Source organism: Streptomyces sp. GESEQ-4, from assembly GCF_017948455.1.
GTDB lineage: Bacteria > Actinomycetota > Actinomycetes > Streptomycetales > Streptomycetaceae > Streptomyces.
Genome location: NZ_JAFFSU010000001.1, coordinates 1,118,609 through 1,138,529 on the forward strand (window position 1 = coordinate 1,118,609; position 19,921 = coordinate 1,138,529).

Here is a 19,921-nt window from a genome sequence, read left to right on the forward strand (position 1 = left end):
GATGGCGGTGGAGTACGAAGCTCTCAGGGCCGGCGAGGACCAGGAACCCCAGGACGGGGCCCACACCGCGGCGCAGGACGTGGGTCTACGGGGCCGGCCGGGCGGCAACCGGTGGCTCGGCGTGCTGCGTTCCCCGCTCGGCTGGTGCGCGGCCGCGCTGCTGCTGATCGTCCTGCTGCTGGCGGTGTGCGCCCCGCTGCTGTGGTCCGGCCGGGCCGACGCCATCGACACCGGCGAGATCCTCCAGGGGTCCTCGGGACGCCACTGGCTGGGCACCGACAACCTGGGCCGGGACATCTTCTTCCGGTTGCTGGTCGCCACCCGGCTGTCGGTCGCCCTGGCCCTGCTGGCCACGGTGCTCGGCGTCGCGACCGGTCTGGTGCTCGGCGTGGCACCGGCCCTGCTGGGACGCCGGGCCGGACGGATGGTGATGGCGGTGGTGAACGTCGCCGTGGCCTTCCCCGGGCTGCTGCTCGCGCTGTTCTTCGCCGTGGTGTTCGGGGTCGGCGCCAAGGGCGCGGTCCTCGCCATCGGCTTCGCGATGGCTCCCGGCTTCGCCCGGCTCACCCAGACATTGGTGGCGTCGGTCAGCGAACGGGACTACGTACAAGCGGCCCGCGTGGCCGGAATCGGCAGAGTGCGGGTCCTCACCCGCCATGTCCTGCCGAACGTCTCCGACCCGTTGATCGTCAACGCCACCATCAGCGCCGGCGGCGCGCTGCTCGCCTTCTCCGGGCTCTCCTTCCTCGGCCTGGGCGTACAGGCACCGTCGTACGACTGGGGACGGCTGCTCGGGGACGGCCTCAACGGCATCTACACCCACCCCGCCGCGGCCCTGGCGCCCGGCGCCGCCGTGGTGATCGCCGGACTGGCCTTCAACCTCACCGGAGAGGCAGTGGCCAAGGCCGTCGGTGTCCCCACCCCGTCCCGGTCGCGCGCCACGCGTCCCGCCGAACCACCCGTGGCCGCCCCGGCAACGGCGGTCGCACCGGTGGCGGACGACGCCGACGCCCCCGGCAGGGAGCCGGTGCTGAGCGTGGAGGGGCTGCGGGTGAGCTTCCCCGGTTCGCGCGGCCCGGTCACCGCGGTGCGCGGTGTCGGCTTCCACGTCGGCGAGGGCGAAGCGGTGGGCGTCGTGGGGGAGTCGGGGTCCGGCAAGAGCCTCACCGCGCTCGCCGTGAGCCGACTGGTCGAGCACCCCGGTGAGGTGGACGCCGACCGGGTGGACTTCCTCGGTACGTCCCTGCTCACCGAGACGGCCCACGGTGCCGCCACCCGGCGCCTGCTCGGAACCTCGCTCGCCATGGTCTTCCAGGACCCCATGACGTCCTTCAACCCGACCATGCGGATCGGGCGGCAACTGGCCGAATCGGCGGAGCAGCACCTCGGAACCGGCCGGCGCGAGGCGCGGTCGCGGGCCGTCGAACGACTGCGCCAGGTACGGATGTCGGCGGCCGAACGGCGCGCGGCGCAGTACCCGCACGAGTTCTCCGGCGGCATGCGCCAGCGCGCGATGATCGCCCTCGCGCTGATGGGCCGGCCCCGGCTCATCGTCGCCGACGAACCCACGACCGCGCTGGACGTCACCGTGCAGCGGCAGGTGCTGCGGCTGCTGGACCGGGTCCGCGCCGCCGACGGCGTGGCCCTCCTGCTGATCAGCCACGACATCAACGTGGTGGCGCAGACCTGCGACCGCGTCCTGGTGATGTACGCCGGCCGCATCGTGGAGGAACTTCGCTCGGACCGGCTGTTCACCGCCGCTCAACACCCCTACACGCGTGCGCTCATCGCCACGGTGCCCCATATGGAAACCGAGCTCGGCAGGCCGCTCACCGTCATCCCGGGCCGGCCCGTGACACCGGACCGGATTCCGGCCGGGTGCGCCTTCGCGGCCCGGTGCGCCTTCGCGCAGGACCGGTGCCGCACCGACGACCCGCGGCTGGAGACAGCCGAGCCGGGCCACCGGGTCGCCTGCTGGTATCCGCAGACCGACATCGCGGCCCGCTCCGTCGACGAGCGGCCGAGTGACTCCGTAGGCGGGAAGGCCGGCCCCGTCGGTGCGAAGACCGACCCCGTCGGCGAAGAGGCTGACCCCATCGCTGAAGAAGGTGAACGGCCGTGAGCGAGCTGTGCTTCGAAGACGTCACCGTGCGCTACGGCACGGGACGCAGGGCCATGAAGGCCGTCGACGGGGTCAGTCTGACCGTGCCCTCGGGGCAGGTGGTCGGCCTGGTGGGGGAGTCCGGCTCGGGCAAGTCCACCCTGGCCCGCGCGGCGGTCGGCCTCGCGCCGCTCGCCGCGGGACGGGTCATGCTCGACGGCCAGGACGTCAACCACCGTCCGGCGAGCGGACCCGGCAGGGCGGTGCAGATGGTCTTCCAGGACCCGTACGCCTCCCTGGACCCGCGGATGAGCGTCGGCGACTCGGTGGCCGAGGCCATCCCGCGCGCCGCCCGGTCCGACGCCCACGCGCGTCGCGCCGAGGTCACCCGGCTCTTCCGCCTGGTGGGCCTGGACACCGCGCACATCTTCGCCCGGCCGGCCGAGCTGTCCGGCGGACAGTGCCAACGGGTGGCGCTGGCACGGGCGTTGGCGGCCCGGCCGCAGGTGGTCGTCGCGGACGAGATCACCTCGGCGCTGGACGTGTCAGTCCAGGGCACCGTGCTCAATCTCGTGCGCGACCTCCAACGGCAGACCCGGCTGGGCATGCTGTTCATCTCGCACAACCTCGCCGTGGTGCGCTACGTCAGCGACATCATGGCGGTGATGTACCTCGGCCGTATCGTCGAGTGCGGCCCGGCCCAAGAGGTGCTGACGGATCCGCAGCACCCCTACACCCGGGAACTGCTGGCGGCGGCACCGCACCGCGACGGATACACATGGGACGGCGCGCGTGAGGAGAGCGGCGCAGTCACGGACGCCGAACCGCCCGACCCGCACCATGTGCCGGCCGGATGCCGCTTCCACCCGCGCTGTCCCGTGGGGCCGCTGGCGCTGCCCGGCCGCACCGACTGCCTGACCCTCGACCCCGCCGTGGGCGCCGCCGGCCGTACGCACTCCACTGCCTGCCACTTCGCCGCCGGTCTGCCGACGCCGTCGGGCACGGCGACGTGAACGCGCCCCGCTCTCTTGCCCCTTTCACACCCGCATGTCATCACTGAGGAGGCCCTTCATGACTCGGTCCCTGCGCCTGGAGGACCTGGCAGGCATCGCGACCCCCGAACAGCCGGCGCTGTCGCCGGACGGCGAACGGATCGTGTACGTGCTGCGCACCAGCGACCTGGACGCCGACCGGATCGTCCACAACCTATGGCTGGTACCCCGTGCCGGAGGCGACGCCCGACAACTGACCCGAGGCGGCGGCGACCAGGCGCCGGGCTGGTCCCCGGACGGCACGCGGATCGCGTTCCTGCGCGCGAGCGACGGACCCCCGCAGCTGTGGCACCTGCCGGCCGACGGCGGTGAGGCCGAGCGGCTGACCTCGCTGCCGCTCGGCGCCGGAGCTCCCGTGTGGAGCCCCGACGGCACCCGCATCGCCTTCACCGCGCCGGTCGACATCGCGGCCGCCCCGGACGCGCCCGGGCCGAGCGCGCCGGGCCGGCCGGTGGTCGTCGACCGGCTCGACTTCCAGACCGACGGAGCAGGCCTGGTCGGCACCGTCCGCCGGCATCTGCACGTACTCGACCTCACCACCGGCCGCTGCCGTCAGATCACCGACGGGGACTGGTACGCCTCCCCGCCGGCCTGGTCCCCGGACGGTTCGCGGCTGGTCTTCACCGCCGCGACGGCGCCGAACGCCGACCTGACCGCGCAGTCCGCGACCCACATCGTGGCCGTCGACGACCACGCTGCGGTACCCGTGCGGGTCGGCCCCACCGAAGGCGTGGCCACGAGCGCCGGCTGGACGGCGGACGGCAACGCGCTGCTGGTCGTCGGCCACCTCGACGAACCGGTGGGCCACGCACGGCTGCTGCACGTCCCGATCGACGGGGAACCAGGGACGGGCGTCACGGACCTCGCCTCGTCGCTCGACCGCAATGTCATGCCGGGCGGCCCCGGCTACCCGGGCGCGCTGCCCCAACTCACCGGCGACGGCCGCGCGGTGGTGTTCTGCGTCCGGGATCGCGGCTGCACTCATGTGTACGCCGTCGACCTCGACGGCATGGAGCGGGAGCGCCGGCCCCGCCTGCTGCTCGGCGGTGCCGGACACACCGTCTCGGGCATGGCGGTTCGCGGCAGCACGGTCGCGCTCGTGCTCGCCACGCCCACCTCCTTCGGCGAGATCGCCGTCCTCGATCTCACGTCGGGGGCATGGACCGTCCGTACCGCGCACGGCTCAGCCCTGTCCGACGTCGAGCTGTTCCCGCGCGTGGAGCGGGAGTTCACCATCTCCGACGGCACCGTGGTCCAGGGCTGGCTGATCGGCGACCGGCCGGCCGGTGACGATGCGCGGCCGCTGCTGCTCGACATCCACGGCGGCCCGCACAACGCGTGGAACGCCGCCGCCGACCCCGTCCACCTCTACCACCAGCTCCTCGCCGCCCGCGGCTGGAACGTACTGCTGGTCAACCCGCGCGGCAGCGACGGATACGGCGAAGAGTTCTTCGACGCCGTGAACGGCGCATGGGGCGTAGCCGACGCGCAGGACTTCCTGGAGCCGGTGGACGCGCTGGTCGCCGAAGGCATCGCCGACCCCGCCCGGCTCGCGGTCACCGGATACAGCTACGGCGGCTACATGACCTGCTATCTGACCGGCCACGACGACCGGTTCGCCGCGGCCGTCGCCGGCGGCATCGTCAGCGACCTGACCAGCATGGCCGGATCCGCCGAGGACGGGCACTTCCTCGCCGCGTACGAATTCGGCGGACCGCCCTGGGCGGATCCCGACCGGTACGCCGCCATGTCACCCCTGACCCGGGTCGACCAGGTCCACACCCCCACCCTGATCCTCCACGGCACCGACGACCTGGTCTGCCCGGTGGGCCAGGCCGCGCAGTGGCACACCGCCCTGCGCGAGCGTGACGTACCGACCCAGATGGTCCTCTACCCCGGCGGCTCGCACCTGTTCGTGCTCGAGGGCCCTCCGTCGCACCTGCTGGACTTCAACGGCCGTGTCGCCGAGTGGGTGGAGCGCCACGCGGGCAGTCGCGAGGGCAGGAGGCGGCCGCCGATCGACGTCGCGCACTGGCAGCGACGGCTCGCCGTCCTGGCCGCGCGGCACCAGGTGCCCGGCGCGACCCTCGGCATCCTGCGGACCCGACCGGACGCGAGCGGCGTTCAGGACGACGTGCTGGTCGAGGCCGCCTACGGCGTACTCAACACGGAGACGGGGGTGGCGGCGACCACCGACTCGCTCTTCCAGATCGGCTCGGTGTCGAAGGTCTGGACGGCCACCCTGGTCATGCAACTGGCCGACGAGGGCCTGCTCGATCTGGACGCACCGCTGATCACCGTCCTGCCCGAACTGGCCCTGGCCGACCCGGAGACCACCAAAGCCGTGACGATGCGGCATCTGTTGACGCACACCAGCGGCATCGACGGCGACGTCTTCACCGACACCGGACGCGGCGACGACTGCCTGGAGAAATACGTCGCGGGCCTCGCGGACGTGCCGCAGAACCACCCCCTCGGTGCCACCTGGTCGTACTGCAACTCCGGCTTCTCCCTCATGGGCCAGGTCGTGGAGAGGATCACCGGCGTCACCTGGGACCAGGCGATCAACGAGCGGGTTTTCGCCCGCCTGGGACTGCGGCGCACCGTGACCCTGCCCGAGGAGGCGCTGCTGCACCGGGCTGCCGTCGGCCACGAAGGATTTGACGACGACGGTTCGCCGCGGCGGGCACCCGTGTGGTGCCTGCCCCGTTCACTGGGACCAGCCGGCCTGATCACCTCCACCACCGCCGACGTGCTGACTTTCGCCCGTGCGCATCTGCACGGCGGGCGCACCGCCGACGGCGGCCGCCTCCTCAGCGAGGCCGCGACCACGCAGATGGCCGACCGGCACGCCGAACTGCCCGATCCGTACACCCTCGGCGACTCCTGGGGCCTGGGCTGGATCCGTTTCACCTGGGACGGACAGCTCGTGCTGGGCCACGACGGAAACACCATCGGCCAGTCCGCGTTCCTGCGTCTGCTGCCGGCCGAGGGACTCGCCGTCACCCTCCTCACCAACGGCGGCAACGCCCGCGATCTTTACGAGGATCTCTTCCAGGAGCTCTTCGCCGAGCTGGCCGGCCTCGACATGCCGCGCACGCCGGCACCGTCGGCCCATCCGCCCACCGTCGACGTCGGACCCCATGTCGGCGTCTACGAGCGTGCCGGAGCACGCATGGAGGTGCTGGAGCGGGACGGTGGGGGGGTGCTGCGGATCACGCTCACCGGTCCGCTGGCCGATCTGGTCCCCGACCCGGTGGAGGAGCACCAGATGTTCCCCCTGGATGCCTCCGGTGATCGCTTCGCCGTACGGGACGAGGACACCCGCACCTGGCGCCCGGTGATCTTCTACACGCTGGCCGGCGGCGAGCGATACCTGCACCACGGTGCACGCGCCACACCCATGGTGACCACCTCATGACGGCACGCTCCCAGGTCGGCCACATGACGGCGGCCCTGCCGCAGATGCTCGCCGACCTCGAGACCCTCGTGCGCTGCGAGTCGCCGACGGCCGACCTCGACGCGGTCGCCAAGAGCGCCGACGTGGTCACCGAGCTGGGCACGGCCCGGCTCGGCGTCCGCCCGGAGCGGATCACGATCGAGGGACGTACGCATCTGCGGTGGCGGCTGGGCGACGCACCCTCCCGGGTGCTGCTGCTCGGCCACCACGACACGGTCTGGCCGATCGGCTCGCTCGGCCGTCACCCCTTCGTGGTCGAGAACGGCGTCGTACGCGGTCCCGGGTGCTTCGACATGAAGGCCGGGCTGGTCATGGCCTTCCACGCCGTCGCGGCCCTGTCCGACCCGTCGGGCGTCACCGTGCTGGTCACCGGCGACGAGGAGATGGGGTCGCCGACGTCGCGGTGGCTGGTCGAGGAGGAGGCGTCGGGCTGTGCCGCGGCGCTGGTGCTGGAGGCGTCCGCGCACGGCGGCGCCCTCAAGACCGCGCGCAAGGGTGTGTCGCTGTACGGGGTCGAGGCGCACGGCCGGGCCGCGCACGCCGGCCTCGAACCCGAACGCGGTGTCAACGCCACCGTCGAACTGGCCCATCAGGTCATCGCGGTCGGCGCACTCGCGGACCCCGGGCGGGGCACGAGTGTGACCCCGACGGTTCTGACCTCGGGAACCACCACCAACACCGTTCCCGAAGCCGGGCGCTTCGCCGTCGACGTACGGGTGCGCGACGCGGCCGAGCAGGCGCGGGTGGACCGGGCGATGCATGCGCTGCGGCCGGTGTCGGGCGGCGCACGGCTGGAGATCACCGGCGGCCCCAACCGTCCGCCGCTGGAACACATGGCCTCCGCCGAACTCTTCGCCCGCGCGGTCACTCTGGCGGATCGGCTCGGACTGGCCACCCCGGCAGGCGCGGCCGTCGGGGGAGCCTCCGACGGGAACCTCACCGCCGGTGTCGGCACGCCGACCCTGGACGGGCTCGGCGCGGTGGGCGGCGGAGCGCACGCCGACGACGAGCATGTGGTCCTCGCCGAACTGCCCGGCCGCACCGCGCTGCTGACCGCCCTGACGGACGATCTGCTGACCGATCCACCGCCCCGCGGGCGGGCGTATCAGTTGGCCGGATTCGTCCGGCCGCTCGAGGGAGACCCTTCATGACCGACGTACCACCGGCAGGAAGCGCCATGCCGGTCCTCGACCCCGATCAGCCCACCAGGGAAGCGATCCGCGCTGCCGCCGACGAAGCCGCCGCCCAGGCCGCGGCTGCCGCTGCCGCCGCCAAGACGCACCTCCGCGAGGTGACGTCCGGGCGCGAACTCGACGCGGTGCACGACCTGTTCAACGTCATCTGGCAGCCCGGCCCCCTCGGCGCACCGATGACCGGCGAGCTGCTGCGGGCCCTGGCGAAGTCGGGCAACTACGTCGGCGGAGCCTTCGACGGCGACGAACTGATCGGCGCATGCGTCGGCTTCTTCGGCGCGCCGGCCGACGAGGCCCTGCACAGCCACATCGCCGCGGTGTCCAACATGGCCCGGGGCCGCAGTGTGGGCTTCGCCCTCAAACTGCATCAGCGTGCCTGGTCCCTGCAGCGCGGCGTGTCGGCCATCCACTGGACCTTCGACCCCCTGATCCGCCGCAACGCCTACTTCAATATCGTCAAACTCGCGGCCCGTCCCGAGGAGTATCTGACCAACTTCTACGGCGGCGTCCATGACGCCATCAACGACGGCGACGACACCGACCGCCTGCTGACGCGGTGGCAGCTGTTCGGCGAGCCGGTCCGCGCGGCCTGCGCCGGCGATTTCACCCCGGCCGACGCCGCGAGCTGCCGGGCGGTGGGCGCCGCGGTGGCCCTGGACCGAAACCCGAGCGGCGCCCCGGTCCCGGGCACGCTCGCCTCCTCCACCCTGCTCGTCGCGGTCCCCCCGGACATCGAGCGCCTGCGCCTGACCGCCCCGGGGACGGCCAAGGACTGGCGCGCGGCACTGCGTGAGGTCCTCGGCACCTTGATGGCGGAGGGCGCCCGGGTCACCGGTTTCGACCGGAGCGGCTGGTACATCCTGCGGCGCCCGGGGGACTCCCGTGCGACGGAGTCCGATATGAAGAGCGAGGAAGAGCGATGAAGCTGACGGGCGTTGAGCTGCGCCACATCGAGATGCCCCTGGTGGCGCCGTTCCGTACGTCTTTCGGCACCGCCAACAGTCGCGAAGCACTGATCCTTCGCGTGGTCACCGACGAAGGCGAGGGATGGGGCGAGTGCGTGGCGATGGCGAGCCCGCTGTACTCCTCCGAGTACACCGACGCCGCCGCCGACATGCTGCGCCGCTTCCTGATCCCCACCCTCGCACGCGTGGACCGTCTCGATGCGAGCTCGGTCGCCACCGCGCTGGCCCCCTTCCAGGGCCACCGGATGGCCAAGGCGGCGCTGGAGATGGGCGTCCTGGACGCCGAACTGCGGGCGGCGGGACGCCCGTTGGCCCGCGAACTCGGCGCGGTGCAGGACCAAGTGGCGTGTGGCGTCTCGGTCGGCATCATGGACTCCGTACCGGCGCTGATCGACAGCGTTGCCGAATATCTCGAGGCCGGATACGTCCGTATCAAGCTCAAGATCGAGCCCGGCTGGGACGTCGCGCCCGTGCGTGCCGTACGCGAACGCTTCGGGGACGACCTGCTGCTCCAGGTCGACGCGAACGCCGCGTACACCCTGGCCGACGCCCGTCAGCTGGCACGCCTGGACGGCTACGACCTGCTGCTGATCGAGCAGCCGCTGACCGAGGACGACATCCTCGGCCACGCCCGGCTGGCCCAGCAGATCCGCACGCCTGTCTGTCTCGACGAGTCGATCACGTCGGCGCGCGCGGCGGCGGACGCGATCCGGCTCGGTGCCTGCGCGATCGTCAACATCAAGCCCGGCAGGGTGGGCGGCTATCTGGAGGCGCGGCGCATCCACGACGTCTGCGCCGCGCACGGTGTGCCGGTCTGGTGCGGCGGAATGCTGGAGACGGGCATCGGCAGAGCCGCGAACCTCGCGCTCGCCGCCCTGCCGGGCTTCACCCTGCCCGGGGACACCTCGGGCTCGGAGCGCTACTACAAGACCGACATCACCGAGCCGTTCGTCGTCCGTGAGGGCCATCTGACGGTGCCCACCGGGCCGGGCATCGGCGTGGACCCGCTGGAGGCCGAGCTGGACGGCGTCACTCGCCGTATCGAGTGGATCCCCGGCCAGGCCGTGTGACCACGATTTCCTGGACGGGCACCAAGAATGTGTGCAGGTTTGTGAACGCGCACCGAGCATGGTGCTGTCGTCGCCGTAGTCCTCGGAAGGCACCATTCCATGAACGCACACGCACATGGCAGCCTGGCCAGGGTCCAGCATCACCTGGGCAGCACTCTGCTCGACGTCGTCCACAACGGGGCGCGTGACACCGAGGACATCGGCGGCATCGTCATCCACGACCCCGTCGAGGATTCCGCCCCGCCACCCCACGCGCTGGTGCTCGGCGTCGGTCTGCGCGAATCGGGCGAGATCGCCCGCCTCCTCGGAGAACTGGGACACCGGCGCGCCGTCGCCCTGGTCGTGCGTGCGCCGGTACCGCTCGACTCCAGGGTGGCGGCCGCGGCCGAGGCGTCGGGCGTCGGCGTTCTCGGACTGACCCGCGGGGCGTCCTGGGTCCAGGTCACCGCCATGCTGCGGGCAGTTCTCGCCGAGGGGGACATTGGTGGAGACGGCCCCGAGACGCTGGGCGGTACCCTCTCCGGCGACCTGTTCGCCGTGGCCAACGCGATCGCCGCACTGATCGACGCACCCGTGACGATCGAAGATCGGCACTCACGGGTGCTGGCTTTCTCGGGGCAGCAGGACAAGGCCGACGCCTCTCGGATCGAGACGATTCTCGGCCGTCAGGTCCCCGAGCGTTTCTCCCGCATGCTCACCAGCCGTGGCGTCTTCCGTGACCTCTACCGCAGCGCCGGGCCGGTGCACATCCCGCCCCTGGAGGACGGTGCGGACGGTCCCACCGTGCCGCGCGTAGCCGTCGCGGTGCGAGCGGGCGACGAGGCGATCGGCTCGATCTGGGCCGCCGTCCGCGAGCCGCTCAGTCCGCAGCGATCCTCGGCCCTGCGGGATGCGGCCAAGGTCGTTGCCCTCCACATGCTGCGGCTGCGGGCCGGCGCCGACGTCGAACGCCGGCTGCGAGCCGATCTCATGAGCACCGCCCTCGAAGGCAGGGCCGGTGCGCGCGAGGCACTGAGCAGGCTTGGCCTGGCCGGTCGGCCTCTCGTGGTCATGGCGCTCGGCCTGCGGGACGCCGCCGACGCCGGTGCGTCCGCCGGCGAGGACGCGAGTCTCACCTCCGAGCGGGAACGACTGGCCGACGCCTTGGCGATGCACCTCGGCGCCGTGCATCCGCACAGCGCCTCCGCTCTGCTCGGCGATACGGTCTACGGGCTCGTTCCCGCGCAGCAGGACCGCGACGCCGGCGAGGAACGGGCCGTGCGCATAGCAGCCGACTTCCTCGACCGGGTCGGAGCGCGGACCGGCGCGGTGATCGGCATCGGTCCGACCGGTGAGGATGCCGGCGGTCTCGCCCGTGCGCGCTCCGGTGCCGACCTAGCTCTGCGGGCGCTACGTGTCGAGGGGGCCGAGCGGCGGGTGGCGCGGCTGGCCGACGTGCATGTCGAGGCGCTGCTGTGCGAACTGCGCGAGATCGTGGCGGCCCGTGGCGACGAGTTCACCGGCCCCATCGCGCGGCTGGCCGCGTATGACGAGCAACGCCGGGCCAACCTCATCGAAACCCTGCGTGCCTGGCTGGACGCATTCGGGGACATCAGCGCGGCTGCGGCGGCCGTGCACGTCCACCCGAACACGTTCCGCTACCGTCTGCACCGGCTCGCCAAGGTCGGTGGCATCGACCTGGACAACCCGGAAGCACGTTTCGCCGCCATGCTCCAACTGCGCGTGATGCCCGCGAACGGCCACCGGTAGTGCCTGCGCTACCGCCGAAGGGGCAGTGGGCTGATACATCGCCTCCAGTTCCTTGTATGTAGGCTGCACTGTTCCGACCGGCCGGTCCAGGGCTGTGGAGAGGGCTGACGCAACCTCAAGCGCCGCCGCACCAGCCGCAAGACCGGCAGGGCCGAGTCTCGTGGGCCAGGGCCTCGTCGTCCCGCCGCCTTGCTTCGCGGGCTTTCTGTCCGGCTCACCTCGCCGAGACGACAGGACGAAAAGAGTCGGCCGGATCCGGCCACAGGAGACGTTCTGGCGGCGAAGGTGCTCAGTCGGTGCCCATCAGTCCAGCAGAATGCTGCGCAGGTTGGGGACGAGATGCCGGACGAGCTGTTCGTCCGACATCTCGGCCAGCGGTCCGCTCCTGAAGACGTACCGGGAGAACGTCACCCCGATGAGATAGGCGCCCACAGACGCCACACGCTCCTCCAGTTCGGGACCCGGAATCACCTGCCGGTACATCTCCAGACTGTCCTGCTGCATCGCGGTGAACAACGGTTTGGCGGTCTCCTCCTCCGAAGCCACCGCACGCAGCATGGCCACGAACGGGTCGCTGCCTCCGCTCTCGGTCATGCGCCGGACGTAGGACCGGGCGATGCGCGTCGGCAAGGTCTTGGGATCGCCGGCCACTTCCGCCATGAGCGTGCGGGGGCTGGGAACTGCGGCGAGGAACAGCTGTTCCTTGGATGTGAAGTGCCGCAGGACCAGGCCGTGGGTCACTCCGGCCCGGCGTGCGATGTCGCGGACGGTCGTCTTGGTGTAGCCGCGCTCGGCGAAGGCGGCCCGGGCGGCTTCGAGGATCGCGGCCCTGCTTGCTTCCGGGTCCCGCCTGCGCTTCTTGGCCGGAGTTGCGTCCTGGTCGGTGAGGTTCGTGGGTGGCGTGTCCATCCCGGAAGTGTACACATGGTTACTAACATGCCGACCGATTGGTCATTGGAGGTGGGAACCAAAGCCGCCTAGTTGCGCTTATTCATCCCATTTTCTCTGAGGTGGCCAACCTTTTAAGTGACCGCCTGGACACTAGGAGCCCGAAGAACTACAGTCACTAATGACCGAGCGGTCACCAGCGAGGCGACTCGCTCGGTCTTTTCGGCGGCCGTACCGTCGCTGCCGTTCACCACAAGAGAAAGAAGGCCAGTCATGGCATCTGAGTCCCTCACTCCGGCCAACACCACCGTCGTTCTCGTCGACTACGCCGTAGGTTTCGCGAATCTGCTGCGTTCCCATGACCTGGCGGAGCACGTCAACAACGTCGTGGGCCTGGCGAAGACGGCGAAGTGGTACGAAAGCGGTCTGGTCGTGACCAACGGCCAGTCGAGCAAGCCGTCCGGCCCGCTCTACCCGGAGCTGCTGGAGGCCATCGGCGACCAACCGGTCATCGAGCGCGCGGTCGACTTCAACTCCTTCTTGGACGAGTCGTTCGCCGAGGCGGTCCGGGCGGAGGGCCGGGAGAACCTGGTGATCGGCGGCATCGCCACCGACGGGTGCGTGCTGCAGACGGTGCTGGGCGGCCTGCGCGAGGGCTACCGCGTGCACGTGGCGGTCGACGCCTCCGCCAGCCCCTCGCTCGAGGCCCACAACGCGGCGGTGCAGCGCATGGTCCAGGCCGGTGTCGTCCCGGTGACCTGGTTCTCCCTGGCCGCCGAGTTCCAGCTCGACCCCAAGTTCCACGACGCCCCGCACCGCTTGCGCCTGATGCAGGAGAACGTGCCGGCCATGGCCATGAGCGCACGCTCCTTCGGCAACGCCGTCGAACTGGGCAAGCGCGCCGCCGCAGCCGCCTGAGGCCGTCGACGCGAGCACCCGCGAGTACCGGCCAGTCACCGCACCCATCCATACCCACCCCATAGCGGGTCTCGGCCCGCCACGCAGAGAGGAAAGCGCCTCATGAGCGACGTACAGGAGGACCGGCTGCTGTCCGGGCGGACCGTTCTGGTGGCGGGAGCGAGCGGTGGCATCGGCGAGGGAACGACCCTCGCGCTGCTTCGCCAGGGAGCCACTGTCGTGGCCACCGGTCGTAGCGAGGAACGACTGGCCGGTCTCGCCGACTACGTCAAGGAAGCCGGGTCCGGCACCCTGATCACCCGGATCATCAATGTCGGCGATGCCGACAGCGAGAAGGTGCGCGCGCAGCTGTCGCCCTATGGCGCGCTGGACGGCGCCGTCGTCTCGATCGGCGACTGGGGCAGCCCGGAGCGCACCGGCATCCTCGACATCTCCGACCGTGAGTGGGAGGAAATGATCGCCTCCAACCTGACGAGCCATTTCCACGCGCTGCGTGCGCTCACCCCCCTGCTGTCCCGAGAAGGAGCGCTGGTGCACCTGAGCGGTTTCAGCGCGGACATCCCCTATCCGTTCGCCGCCCTCGTGGGAGCCACCAACGCGGCGAAGAAGTCGCTGGTGCGCTCACTGGACGCGGAACTGAACGGTGCGGGCCCGCGCGTGTACGAGCTCATCATCGGCCCCATCCGTACCCGCCCACGGGCCGCGATCGGCGCGGACAACCCCGGCTGGCTCAGCGCCGAGGACCTCGGCAGGCACGCGGGCCGGCTCATCGCCCGCAGCGGCCCGTACGCCGACGCCCCGCTGCAATACCTGATCACCCGCGCCCACGGCGTGCGGACCACCCCGCCCCAGTAAAGGACACGTGCGGATCCCCGTCCCCGAACGGAGACCGTGGAGGCATCCATGCACACCATTGACAGCTCACCCTCCACCTCTCGGCTGCCCCTCCCCGACAGTCTCGCCGCGGTCGCGATCCGGCCGGGCGACAGCGATTACGACAACGTGCGGCACACCTACACCCGCACCGGATCACCGGCCGCCGTAATAAGTGTCCGCGATCACGAGGACATCGCAGCCGCCCTGGCCCACGCCCGCACCGCACAGCTTCCCCTAACCGTGCGCAGCGGCGGCCACGGCATCAGCGGCCGCTCCACCAACGACGGCGGCATCGTCCTCGACCTCTCCGAACTGAGCGCCGTGCAGGTGCTCGACGCCCGATCCGGTCTGGTCCGCGTGGAAGCGGGAGCCCGCTGGGGAGACGTCGCCGCCCAGCTCGCGCCCCACGGTCTGGCCCTGTCCTCCGGAGACACCGGGGACGTCGGGGTCGGCGGGCTTGCCACCACCGGCGGTATCGGCCTCATGTCCCGCCTGCACGGCCTGACCATCGACCACATGCGCGCCGCCGAACTCGTCCTGGCGGACGGCTCCCTCGTGCGGACCGACGCCGCACACGACCCGGACCTGTTCTGGGCGGTGCGTGGCGCGGGAGCCAACTTCGGCGTCGCGACGGCGTTCGAGTTCCAGGCCGAGCCGGTGGGCGAGGTGATCGCCGCGGTCACCACGTTCGACGCCGGGGACACAGCCGCGTTCCTGACCCGGTGGGGGGCCGCCGTGGAGGCGGCGCCTCGAACGGTCACCAGCTTCCTGACTCTCATGGTGGGCCCCGTTGGACAGCCTGTCGCCCAGGCGATGACCGTGCACGCGGGGGCGGACACCGAGACGGCGCGCAAGGCGCTCGCACCCGTGCTGTCCGCCGGACCCGTGCTGCGGAACCAGGCCTTCGTCACTCCATACCACCAGCTGCTGCCGGCCACACACGCGGCGCAGTACGCGCAGCAGCCGCTCACAGTGTCGCGCTCCGGGCTGCTGGAGCACCTCACCGAGCCCGCCGCCGCGGCCATCGCGTCGGTGCTGGTGGCCGGAAGCGCGCCCATGGTGCAGCTGCGGTCCGTCGGCGGAGCGGTCAACGACACGCCGTCGACAGCGACGGCCTACGCGCACCGCACGCAGAACTTCTCGCTGATGGCCGCCACCGTGCCGACGGGGCGCAGGAACCTGGACCGGTACTGGGAAAGGCTTCACCCGCACCTGAACGGGCTCTACCTGAGCTTCGAAACGGGCACCGGACGACAGCAGTTGCAGGACGCCTTCCCCCGGGCGGTGCTGGACCGGCTCGTGCTCCTCAAGTCCCGCTACGACCCCCATCACGTCTTCGACAACAACTTCGCCCTGCCGTCGGCGGACCTTCCCAGGTGACCCGCCCACAGCAGCCCCCGGGCGATGCGTCGACACCGACCGCGCCCCGGTCAGCGCACCCACCACCCGTGCTTCCGGCGGAAGGCCCGACAACCATGCCCAGCACACACCTCACCGAGTTCCCGTCCATCCCCACCTCGGGCGAACGGGGCGTGGAGCCCTTCGACCTGGACGGACTGCATCTGCTCGCCATTCCCCAGCTCGCCTACGACGTGCCAGGCACCCCGGTGGACATGAACGGGGGAGACAGCGACACCGACCTATGGGAGCGGCTCTCGTGCGGGGACGGCGCCAAAGGCCCCCGCCTCTACGACTGGGCAGCCGCGCAACTTCCCGCCGTCCCGTTCTTTGACGGCGGCGAGCCCAGCCATCACAGGTGGGTCATGGCCCGCCGCAGCATCGCCCGGCTGGACGAAATCGCCTACTACCTGGCCCATGCCCCCACCGGCACCTCCGTCGGCGAACTGGTCGAGGTCGCAGGAAGCCGCTGGGCCATCGAAGCCAGTTTCCAGAGCGCGAAGAACGAATGCGGCCTTGACCAGTACGAGGTCCGACGGTACGTCGGCTGGTACCGGCACATCACCCTGGCCATGCTCGCCCACGCCTTCCTCGCTGCTATGGCCGCCAAGAGCGGAACGGAAAGGGGGGCCGCAGAAACGGATCAGCCCTCGCGCCCCTCACCTTGGCAGAAATCCGAAGGCTCATGGCAACTTGCCGCCCCAAGGCAGGACACCACGCGCACATTGATCAGGTACTGACATGGTCCCGGTGGCGGCGCAGGCACCAGGCGACTGCCAGACGCTGCCACTACAAGCGTCGCACCGCTGGTCACGAACTCCCGTCACATGACGGCCCATCAGCTCGCTACACTCGGAAACAGGCTCCTGACCAACGGCGATAGCGAACTGCAACTGGAGTACTAGGTGAAAGAGCGCGGTTCGAAGCTGATCCCTCCGCGGTCGGCCATCCGTAGCACTCGCCTGCCGTATCGCGGCGGTTGGCGCAGGTGAAGGGTGAAACTCCAGGCGCTGAACTTCAGGAGGAAGCCGGCGCCTTCCAGGTACCACCGCCTCTCACTGCGGGGGAGCGTCGGCCCTACCTGTTGCAGCCTCCTCATTTGCAGCGGCAGATGAATGGAGCGCAGGTCGCCGGATATCGGCCCCATGCAGTCGAAGACCAGCGTGGCCGGTGCGACCCAGAACTTGACGTCCCGCCAGGGCGACGGCGGCTCGACCCGGCGCACGATGTAATCGAGGTCGAGGTGCAGTTGCAGGGTCGACGGTGCGGTGTCATCGATGTCGTCCTGTTCGAGGAACTCCTCGGGGGTCAGGTCGTCGGGCGGGCCCTCGTCGTCGGTGACGGCGAGGGCGTGGATCTGGCACGAGTCAAACGACATCGCGTCAAGGTCCCGCTCCGTCCAAGTGGCCTTGCTCAATCCTGACTCGGGGTGGACCACCATCTGCATACCGCGAGTATCGACCAACACGAGCACATCGCGATAGGGATCACGACTCCAAACGCGGCCCAGTGCGTCTCGTGGTCAACGCCCAGGTCCTTGGCCGCCGACGCGTACGTCCCACCCGGGCTCGAGTGATACAGCGCGACGGCATCCGCCCGGAACTCAGGCGAGTACTTCGACGTCAGCGGGTCACGCGAACGGCCGAGGTTGAACACCAAACTTAGAGCCCGCGCAGATAGGCGGCGTGGAAAGTAGGTGGGCACAGGCCCCAGTGATCATGTAGTTGCGACGCTCTGTAACTACTGGCGAGATCTGTGCCAGTCCTGTGTTTCAGGTCGCCTGCCTGGCCAGCCTGTGCAGGGTCCGCGCGGCAGGTGATCCGGGGTCAGCCGTGATCAGGACGACTTCCTGGTCATCCTCGGGCACGAGCAGGACGTCACAGTTCAACCGCAGCGTGCCGGTCTCCGGGTGATCGAGGATCTTGGTGCGGTGCCCGGGGGCGTGGACCGGACGCGTTTGCCATATCTGTCGGAACTCCTCGCTGCCGGTGTGCAGTTCGGCCAGCAGAGCGGTCAGCTGCGGGTCATGGAGCTCTCGTACATCCGCCCCTGGCCAAGGAAGCGGCGCCGGGCCAGGTTCGTCCTCCCGCCTCCGAGATCGCCGCCGAGCAGTGCCTGGGCCAGGGGGTTCCAGGCGACGACGTCGTACGCCGCGTCAGTGACGATGGCACCGGTCTCCGGCAACCGCTCCAGCATCCGGGCCACATGGGGCGTACCCACCGCACGGCGCTGATGCCGGGCGGCGCGCTCGATCCCGCCAGGCGGAACAGGTGGCTGCGCTCGGCCGGCGTGAGCCGTAGTGCCTGGGACAACGCGTCCAGGATCCGAGTGGACGGCCGCGGGCCCCGGGCCTGCTCCAGCCGTGTGTAGTAGTCGACCGACATGTGGGCGAGTTCCGCCACCTCTTCGCGGCGCAGGCCCGGTGTCCGGCGATCGGTGCCTGTCGCCGTCAGGCCGATCTCGTGTGGACGCAGGCCCGCCCGGCGGTCCCGCAGGAAGCGGGCCAGCTCCTGCCGTGCCATGCCGCTTCCTCCCACTGCCTGGTACAGGTTGTCCCTGGCAGGGCGCCCACAGCCAGGGAACGGTAGTTCCCATGAACGATCGCACAGCTCTTGTCACCGGTGCCAACAAGGGCATCGGCAAGCACATCGCCCCGGCTCCTCGCCGCCGAGGGCCTCACCGTGTACGTGGGCTCTCGCGACCGCGGGCTCGGACAGCGAGCCGTCGAGGAGATCGGCGCAGGCGCCCGCCTGCTGGTCCTCGACGTGACAGATCTTGACCGTCACTCGCCCCGCCGACCGACACGAGCGTCGAGGAGTTCCGGCGCACATACGAGACCAACGTCTTCGGGGTGGTGGCGGTGACCAATGCCTTCCTGCCCGCCCTGCGCCGGTCCCCGCATCCGCGCATCGTCAACATCTCCAGCGGCACCGCATCGCTGACCTGGAGCACGAACCCCAACCCCCAGTTCACCCCGGGAAGCGGTGGCGCCGCCGCCTACCGGTCGTCCAAGGCCGCCCTCAACGCCCTCACCGTCATTTACGCCCAGACGCTGGCCGAGGACGGCTTCAAGGTCAACGCGCTCGCCCCCGGCATACGGGCCACCGACCTCAACCCCCTGGCCGCCGCTGCCGGCGACGACCCGGCCGAGGCCGCCCAGGGAGCCGCCCGCCTGGCCCTGCTGCCAGACGACGGCCCCACCGGTGGCTTCTGGAACGCCCGTGCCCTGGTGAGCGGCGCTGAGATCCCAGGCGACGGCACTGACTCGCACGCCCCAAAAGCGTATTCCCACAGCGGCGGTCCTCCTCGGGCCGAAGCGTGCTTGGCAGCAGCGCAAGGAGGCTGCGCAGACAGGTGCGCGATCATGGGCAGTGTTTCAGGCGGTCGTCCCACCGGTGGGTCGTCCAGGCCCGGCAGATCAGGCTACGGACGGCGATGACGGTGTCGGCGAGGTCGAAGAAGACGTGGATGACGGTCGCGCGGCGCTCGTGGCAGCGGGCGAGGCGGTGGAAGGCGTTCTGCCAGGCGTGGGTGCGTTCGACGGGCCACCGCTGGCTCGCCTGGATCGGTGCCTTCTCGCCCTTGTGCGCGATGCGGCCATGCAGGCCGCGGGTGGTGAGTTCGGTGCGGGTCTTGTCCGAGTCGTAGCCGGCATCCAGGTGCACGGTGATGTCGTCGGGCAGCGGTCCAGGTCCGCCAGCCGGTCCAGGGTCGGAGCCAATAGCGGGGAGTCGTGGCGGTTCGCTCCGGCGAGAACCCTGCCGAGCGGGATCCCGTAACCGTCCGTCATACCGGAGCGTCTCAGGCCCTGTTTGCCGCGGTCGACGGGTGAGGGCCCGGCCACCTCACCGCCGCCGGGGGCCTTGGTGATGGCGCCATCGACAGCGATCTGGTCGAGCACGAGCCCGACAATCCGGTCGTAGGACTCAGGCGCGATCCGTTTGAGCCGGGCGAAGACGCCGAGTCGTATCCACTCATCGCGGCGGTTGCGGATGGTGGTCGCCGAGCAGGTCGTCTCGGAGATCGCCTGGTAGGAGCAGCCGAACCGCAGGAGCTGCAGCAACTTGTCGAACACGATCCGGGCGCTGATACGGCGGCGGTGGCAACCCAACGGATGGGACGGATCGATCGTAGGGTGCTTGGGCAACAACGCCGCGAATTGGTACCACAGCGGGTCGGTCAGCCATGAAGGAAGAACGGGCACAGGTCTCCCAGTGGTCACAGAGCGTGGCAACTCCATGATCACCGGGA

The 19,921-nt window shown here is 70.6% G+C and carries 13 protein-coding genes and 4 pseudogenes; 12 read left to right on the forward strand and 5 right to left on the reverse strand.

Annotation, left to right across the window (positions count from 1 at the left end):
- Position 1 precedes the first annotated feature (1 nt).
- From KCH48_RS05150 to KCH48_RS05180, 7 genes are all read left to right on the forward strand, one after another.
- A complete protein-coding gene (locus tag KCH48_RS05150; RefSeq protein WP_210570785.1) occupies positions 2 to 2,122 on the forward strand; it encodes a dipeptide/oligopeptide/nickel ABC transporter permease/ATP-binding protein in 2,121 nt (706 codons plus the stop codon).
- A complete protein-coding gene (locus tag KCH48_RS05155; RefSeq protein WP_210570787.1) occupies positions 2,119 to 3,114 on the forward strand; it encodes an ABC transporter ATP-binding protein in 996 nt (331 codons plus the stop codon). Before KCH48_RS05150 ends, KCH48_RS05155 begins: the two co-directional genes overlap by 4 nt.
- Before the next feature lie 58 nt (positions 3,115 to 3,172).
- On the forward strand, positions 3,173 to 6,574 hold the full coding sequence (locus KCH48_RS05160) for a serine hydrolase (RefSeq protein ID WP_210570789.1): 3,402 nt from the start codon (positions 3,173 to 3,175) through the stop codon (positions 6,572 to 6,574).
- Positions 6,571 to 7,764 carry a M20 family metallopeptidase gene (locus tag KCH48_RS05165; protein WP_210570791.1) on the forward strand — a complete coding sequence of 398 codons (1,194 nt, stop codon included), beginning with the start codon at positions 6,571 to 6,573 and terminating at the stop codon, positions 7,762 to 7,764. Before KCH48_RS05160 ends, KCH48_RS05165 begins: the two co-directional genes overlap by 4 nt.
- Positions 7,761 to 8,729 (forward strand): GNAT family N-acetyltransferase, encoded by a 969-nt coding sequence (locus KCH48_RS05170; RefSeq protein WP_210570792.1) that lies wholly within the window; start codon positions 7,761 to 7,763, stop codon positions 8,727 to 8,729. Before KCH48_RS05165 ends, KCH48_RS05170 begins: the two co-directional genes overlap by 4 nt.
- Entirely contained in the window at positions 8,726 to 9,841 is a 1,116-nt protein-coding gene (gene menC, locus KCH48_RS05175; protein WP_210570794.1) for an o-succinylbenzoate synthase, read from the forward strand. Before KCH48_RS05170 ends, menC begins: the two co-directional genes overlap by 4 nt.
- A 99-nt stretch (positions 9,842 to 9,940) precedes the next feature.
- The gene (locus KCH48_RS05180; protein WP_210570796.1) at positions 9,941 to 11,590 is read left to right on the forward strand and encodes a CdaR family transcriptional regulator; all 1,650 of its coding nucleotides are present in this window, start codon (positions 9,941 to 9,943) and stop codon (positions 11,588 to 11,590) included.
- Positions 11,591 to 11,893: 303 nt separating this feature from the next.
- Here KCH48_RS05180 and KCH48_RS05185 read toward each other — a convergent pair whose 3' ends face one another.
- Positions 11,894 to 12,499, reverse strand: coding sequence for a TetR family transcriptional regulator (locus KCH48_RS05185; RefSeq protein WP_210570798.1), 606 nt, complete (start codon positions 12,497 to 12,499; stop codon positions 11,894 to 11,896).
- Positions 12,500 to 12,751: 252 nt separating this feature from the next.
- Between KCH48_RS05185 and KCH48_RS05190 the strand changes: the two genes are divergently transcribed.
- From KCH48_RS05190 to KCH48_RS05205, 4 genes and pseudogenes are all read left to right on the forward strand, one after another.
- The gene (locus tag KCH48_RS05190) at positions 12,752 to 13,396 is read left to right on the forward strand and encodes an isochorismatase family protein (protein ID WP_210570800.1); all 645 of its coding nucleotides are present in this window, start codon (positions 12,752 to 12,754) and stop codon (positions 13,394 to 13,396) included.
- 102 nt (positions 13,397 to 13,498) lie between these two features.
- Positions 13,499 to 14,251: an SDR family oxidoreductase gene (locus KCH48_RS05195; protein WP_210570807.1), complete on the forward strand. Its 753-nt coding sequence runs from the start codon at positions 13,499 to 13,501 to the stop codon at positions 14,249 to 14,251.
- A gap of 48 nt (positions 14,252 to 14,299) precedes the next feature.
- The gene (locus tag KCH48_RS05200; RefSeq protein ID WP_210570809.1) at positions 14,300 to 15,652 is read left to right on the forward strand and encodes an FAD-binding oxidoreductase; all 1,353 of its coding nucleotides are present in this window, start codon (positions 14,300 to 14,302) and stop codon (positions 15,650 to 15,652) included.
- Positions 15,653 to 15,915: 263 nt separating this feature from the next.
- Positions 15,916 to 16,315: pseudogene (locus tag KCH48_RS05205) on the forward strand (IS701 family transposase); the annotation flags it as partial.
- A 256-nt stretch (positions 16,316 to 16,571) separates the two neighbouring features.
- Here the strand turns inward: KCH48_RS05205 and KCH48_RS05210 are convergent.
- From KCH48_RS05210 to KCH48_RS05215, 3 genes and pseudogenes are all read right to left on the reverse strand, one after another.
- Positions 16,572 to 17,048: a hypothetical protein gene (locus KCH48_RS05210; RefSeq protein ID WP_210570811.1), complete on the reverse strand. Its 477-nt coding sequence runs from the start codon at positions 17,046 to 17,048 to the stop codon at positions 16,572 to 16,574.
- Positions 17,049 to 17,083: 35 nt separating this feature from the next.
- Complete coding sequence (locus tag KCH48_RS43390; RefSeq protein ID WP_374104646.1) at positions 17,084 to 17,374, reverse strand: transposase; 291 nt, start codon at positions 17,372 to 17,374, stop codon at positions 17,084 to 17,086.
- 67 nt (positions 17,375 to 17,441) lie between these two features.
- Positions 17,442 to 18,192, reverse strand: a pseudogene (locus KCH48_RS05215) (helix-turn-helix transcriptional regulator).
- Between the two features lie 71 nt (positions 18,193 to 18,263).
- Between KCH48_RS05215 and KCH48_RS05220 the strand changes: the two are divergent.
- Positions 18,264 to 18,903 (forward strand): annotated as a pseudogene (locus KCH48_RS05220) (SDR family NAD(P)-dependent oxidoreductase).
- Positions 18,904 to 19,032: 129 nt separating this feature from the next.
- Here KCH48_RS05220 and KCH48_RS05225 read toward each other — a convergent pair.
- Positions 19,033 to 19,874: pseudogene (locus KCH48_RS05225) on the reverse strand (IS5 family transposase).
- Positions 19,875 to 19,921: the final 47 nt, after the last annotated feature.